The sequence below is a fragment of the Streptococcus azizii genome (assembly GCF_001984715.1).
Taxonomy (GTDB): Bacteria; Bacillota; Bacilli; order Lactobacillales; family Streptococcaceae; genus Streptococcus; species Streptococcus azizii.
This window is the reverse complement of record NZ_MSPR01000036.1, coordinates 1-4,994: the sequence shown is the minus strand read 5'-3', so window position 1 is coordinate 4,994 and position 4,994 is coordinate 1. Positions and strand designations below refer to the sequence as shown.

Genomic DNA, 4,994 nt, shown 5'->3' with positions numbered 1-4,994 from the left:
GTAGGTAACCAATCCACGAATATCAGAGTGGCCAATGCCCGAAGCTAAGAACTAGGCTCTTTCTAGATACTTTTCATTTTTTATCAGTTCGATTGTTTTTACTTGACAAAGGGCTTTACATATCAGTCATTTAGTTTATACCTAGAGGTAGCCACAGCTGTAATTGACTAAATCTGAAACAGTTGCGTCTCTTTTATTACTTCGATGAGTGAAAAGCTCCAGTGGAGGTTTTCAGCCTACCACCTTTCATTAAAAAAGTGGTCGTTAGAAACTCCGTTTCCCTATTTCCAACCTTGCCCACTTCGCTCTCAAATTTCTAGGCTCAGGCTGAAACAGTTCACCGAACTGTTTCACTCTCCCAGATGATTGGAACTCACTTTGCCGTACTCTACGATTGTTACTGACTATCGTCAGTATGATTTCCAACCTTCAACAGTCATTGGACTGTTGAAGCAACCTGCAGCACGTTGCCTAGTAATAAAAGCAAACTAAAAGACTATATCTGCTCTCCAAGGGTGTAGGAGAGTTTGAGTGTCTATGGGGAGAGATGGCTATTGCCACACTAAAAAAGCCCACACAAAAAGGAGATACATGACATTTAGGAGCCTACTGGTGAAGTATTGGGTACGCAAAAGAACGCAGTGTGACTGCTGATGAGTACGTCCTAACTTTAACAAATAGGCTTATTTGTCCATGTCTCCTTACCTCCGTATATAATTGCCTCCACTATATCATAGAAAGAGGGGGCTGTCAAGATACCGTGGCTAATTTTCATGCCTATATCGTGGAAAATAACTCGTCTGATGTGGTCAAGCGTGCTACTTTTTGGTATAATGAATAGACTATACCCTAAAGGATGAGATATGAACTTAGAAGATTTAAAGAAACGCCAAGAGAAGATTCGGAACTTCTCCATTATTGCCCATATTGACCATGGAAAGTCCACGTTGGCAGATCGTATTTTAGAAAAGACCGAGACAGTTTCAAGCCGTGAAATGCAGGCTCAATTACTAGATAGCATGGATTTGGAGCGTGAACGTGGGATTACGATTAAACTCAATGCCATCGAGCTAAACTATACTGCTCAAGATGGCGAAACCTATATTTTTCACTTGATTGATACTCCAGGGCATGTCGACTTTACCTATGAAGTTTCGCGGTCTCTTGCTGCCTGTGAGGGGGCGATTTTGGTTGTTGATGCAGCGCAGGGGATTGAAGCCCAAACCTTGGCCAATGTCTATCTAGCCTTGGATAACGATTTGGAAATCCTGCCGATTATCAATAAGATTGATCTGCCGGCGGCAGATCCAGAACGGGTACGCCAGGAAATTGAAGATGTGATTGGACTCGATGCGAGTGAGGCGGTCCCAACTTCTGCTAAGGCAGGTATTGGTATTGAGGAAATTTTGGAGCAGATTGTTGCGAAAGTTCCTGCTCCAGCAGGGGATGTGACCGCTCCTTTGAAAGCCTTGATTTTTGACTCTGTTTACGATGCCTACAGGGGAGTTATCCTTCAGGTACGAATCATGGATGGTGTGGTTAAACCAGGAGACACTATTCAAATGATGAGCAATGGCAAGACTTTTGATGTGACGGAAGTAGGGATTTTCACCCCCAAGGCTGTGGGGCGTGACTATCTCGCAACAGGAGATGTTGGCTATATTGCTGCCTCCATTAAGACAGTAGCGGATACTCGTGTCGGCGATACAGTCACCCTGGCGACCAATCCAGCAGATGCACCGCTTGAAGGCTACAAGCAGATGAATCCCATGGTTTTTGCAGGCATTTACCCGATTGACTCCAATAAATACAACGATCTCCGAGAGGCGCTTGAAAAGTTACAGCTCAATGATGCGAGCCTGCAATTTGAACCTGAAACCTCTCAGGCACTCGGTTTTGGTTTCCGCTGTGGCTTTTTAGGCTTATTACATATGGATGTTATACAGGAGCGTATTGAGCGGGAGTTCAATATCGACTTGATTATGACAGCTCCGTCGGTGGTCTACCATGTCAATATGACAGATGGGGAAACTGTTGAAGTATCGAATCCCTCTGAGTTTCCAGACCCAACTAAGATTGATAATATTGAAGAGCCTTATGTAAAAGCGCAAATCATGGTACCGCAGGAGTATGTTGGAGCAGTCATGGAGTTAGCGCAGCGCAAGCGTGGGGACTTTGTAACGATGGATTACATTGATGACAATCGTGTCAATGTCATCTACCAAATCCCGCTAGCGGAAATTGTCTTTGATTTCTTTGATAAATTAAAATCCTCGACACGTGGCTATGCTAGCTTCGATTATGAAATCTCCGAGTATCGTCCATCGAAATTGGTGAAAATGGACATTCTCTTAAATGGCGACAAGGTCGATGCCCTTAGCTTTATTGTCCATAAAGAATTTGCTTATGAACGTGGTAAGCTCATTGTGGACAAACTGAAGAAAATTATTCCTCGTCAGCAGTTTGAGGTGCCGATTCAGGCGGCTATTGGTCAAAAAATTGTTGCACGAAGTGACATCAAGGCCCTTAGGAAAAATGTCTTGGCCAAATGCTATGGAGGAGATGTGTCCCGCAAGCGTAAGCTCCTTGAAAAACAAAAAGCCGGGAAAAAACGCATGAAAGCTATCGGAAGCGTCGAAGTCCCACAAGAAGCCTTCCTCAGCGTATTGAGCATGGATGAGGAATAAAACAGTCCGGCGGACTGTTTTATCCCTCGCATGTCAATGTGAAAGCGAGGCAGTATAGTAGTGTGCTATTTTATCCCTCGCATGTCAATGTGACAGCGAGGTAGTATTGTAGCGGACTGTTTTATCCCCAAGCCAACAAACACGCAAGCGCGGGCAGCACAGTGTGCTATTTTATCCCTCGCATGTCAATGTGACAGCGAGGCAGTATAGTAGTGTGCTATTTTATCCCCAAGCCAACAAACACGCAAGCGCGGGCAGTCCAGTGGACTGTTTTATCCCTCGCATGTAATGTGAAAGCGAGGTAGTATTTTAGCGGACTATTTTATCCCTCGCATGTCAATGTGACAGCGAGGTAGTATTTTAGTGGACTGTTTTATCCCCAAGTTAACAAACACGCAAGTGCGGGCAGCACTGTGTGCTATTTATCTCGTATTACTATCTATTAGAGTATCACGGTTATCCAAGTTGAAAAGGAGAATAGGATGAAAAAGAAATTAGTTGCAACCATGCTTACTTTATTGGCAGTGGCGACCATTGCTGCATGCGGAAAAAGTGGTGGCACCTCCACCTCGGATTCGTCATCTACTAGTAGCACAAGTTCAAAGGAGCTTAACAAGCAGGAACATACAAGAGACGTGCAACGGATTGGTTCAGATGAGTATGGCTATATCACTATTCCAAAAGACTGGCTTCCCTTTAGGGACTTAAAAGGCGGTGATGACATTCAATATACTGACGGGACAGGCTACAACATCGTTACCTTAAATGCTTTTACGAGAGAAAAGGCCAATATTGAGGCTGGAGAAGAGCTGACGGCTGAAATGATTGCGAATCGGATATACTACAGCTGGGAAGGCAATACGAATGTCGATGAGATATGGGGAGCAAAAACGACTGTTTCAGGTCATGAGACCTTTCAGGTTAATGTTATCATGAAATCAGGTCAGTATTTGATTAGTTGGCTGTTTAAGGAAGGAGACAAGGTCTACCTGATTGTATTTGAAGGAAGCAAGGAAGTCCTTGCAGAGATGATTGATGATATTGAGCATACTTGGAGCAAAGAAAAAGATTGATACTCGTCAAGCCTTGCTACCATCCACTCGCTTCGGTGAACTGTTTCAGCTGGTCACCCAAAAACACGAAAGTGACCATAGAAGCCCGAACTTGTACTCTTTAAAAATCTACCTCTGACTAGGCAATGAAACCACAGGTAAAACTCTGTTCTTTCTTGTTTTAAGGGAACAGGCTGAAAACCTCCACTGGAGCTTTTCACTCGTCAGATTTCCTATTTTCGCTTTGAGTTTTTTACAGGCTTTGTATCTTGTGGAATTGAGTTCAGCCTAAAACCTCGGAAAAAAGATAGGCTTTCTTGTGTTCATCGGACACTGCAGCAACCTCCTATTTTTCATTCGGTTTTTACACGCCCTTTGTATCTTGGAATTGAGTTCGGACTAAGGTCTGTGTGAAAAAGATAATTCTTCCTAGCTTCAAAGGTATAGTATACCTTTGAAGGCGGGAAGTAGGAGTTTGCCCCAGCAAACTCTCAGCTACCCTCTGCGTCAGAATTCCTATTTTCACTTAGACCTTTTAACGTCCTCACATCTTAATTGAACACGGGCTACGAGCTGTGCAAAAAAGAGAGCTTTTCCTAGCTTCAAAGGTATGGTATACCTTTGAAGGCGGGAAATGGGAGTTTGCCAGAGCAAACTCTCAGCTACCCTCTGCGTCAAAACTCCTATTTTTGCTTTGCTCGCTTCAACAGTCTAGGAATAGACTGTTGAAGGTTGGAAATAGAGCGAGTGCAACTCGTGTCAAACGCCCTTTGTATCTTAGTTTACTGTCGATGTTTATTGAGCATAAATATGCTGAAAAATCGCCTTTCTGTTTGGCAGAAAGGCGATTTTGTATAGTCTTTTCGTTTACTTTTAGTACTTGCTCCACTAGTCTGGGAGAGTGAAACAGTTCGGTGAACTGTTTCAGCCTGAGCCTAGAAATTTGAGAGCGAAGTGGGCAAGGTTGGAAATAGGGAAACGGAGTTTCTAACGACCACTTTTTTAATGAAAGGTGGTAGGCTGAAAACCTCCACTGGAGCTTTTCACTCATCGAAGTAATAAAAGAGACGCAACTGTTTCAGATTTAGTCAATTACAGCTGTGGCTACCTCTAGGTATAAACTAAATGACTGATATGTAAAGCCCTTTGTCAAGTAAAAACAATCGAACTGATAAAAAATGAAAAGTATCTAGAAAGAGCCTAGTTCTTAGCTTCGGGCATTGGCCACTCTGATATTCGTGGATTGGTTACCTAC

The 4,994-nt window shown here is 43.4% G+C and carries 2 protein-coding genes; both read left to right on the top strand.

The window, feature by feature from the left end; all coding sequences use genetic code 11:
- The first annotated feature begins 863 nt into the window (after positions 1-863).
- Positions 864-2,687, top strand: a complete 1,824-nt coding sequence (gene lepA / locus BVE84_RS10180; RefSeq protein WP_076996879.1) for a translation elongation factor 4 — start codon at positions 864-866, stop codon at positions 2,685-2,687.
- Positions 2,688-3,169: 482 nt separating this feature from the next.
- Entirely contained in the window at positions 3,170-3,760 is a 591-nt protein-coding gene (locus BVE84_RS10175; protein WP_076996878.1) for a hypothetical protein, read from the top strand.
- Positions 3,761-4,994: the final 1,234 nt, after the last annotated feature.

Excerpts from the sequence above, each read along its gene's own strand:
- lepA (WP_076996879.1), top strand. The coding sequence starts at position 864 with ATGAACTTAGAAGATTTAAAGAAACGCCAAGAGAAGATTCGGAACTTC.
- BVE84_RS10175 (WP_076996878.1), top strand. The coding sequence starts at position 3,170 with ATGAAAAAGAAATTAGTTGCAACCATGCTTACTTTATTGGCAGTGGCG.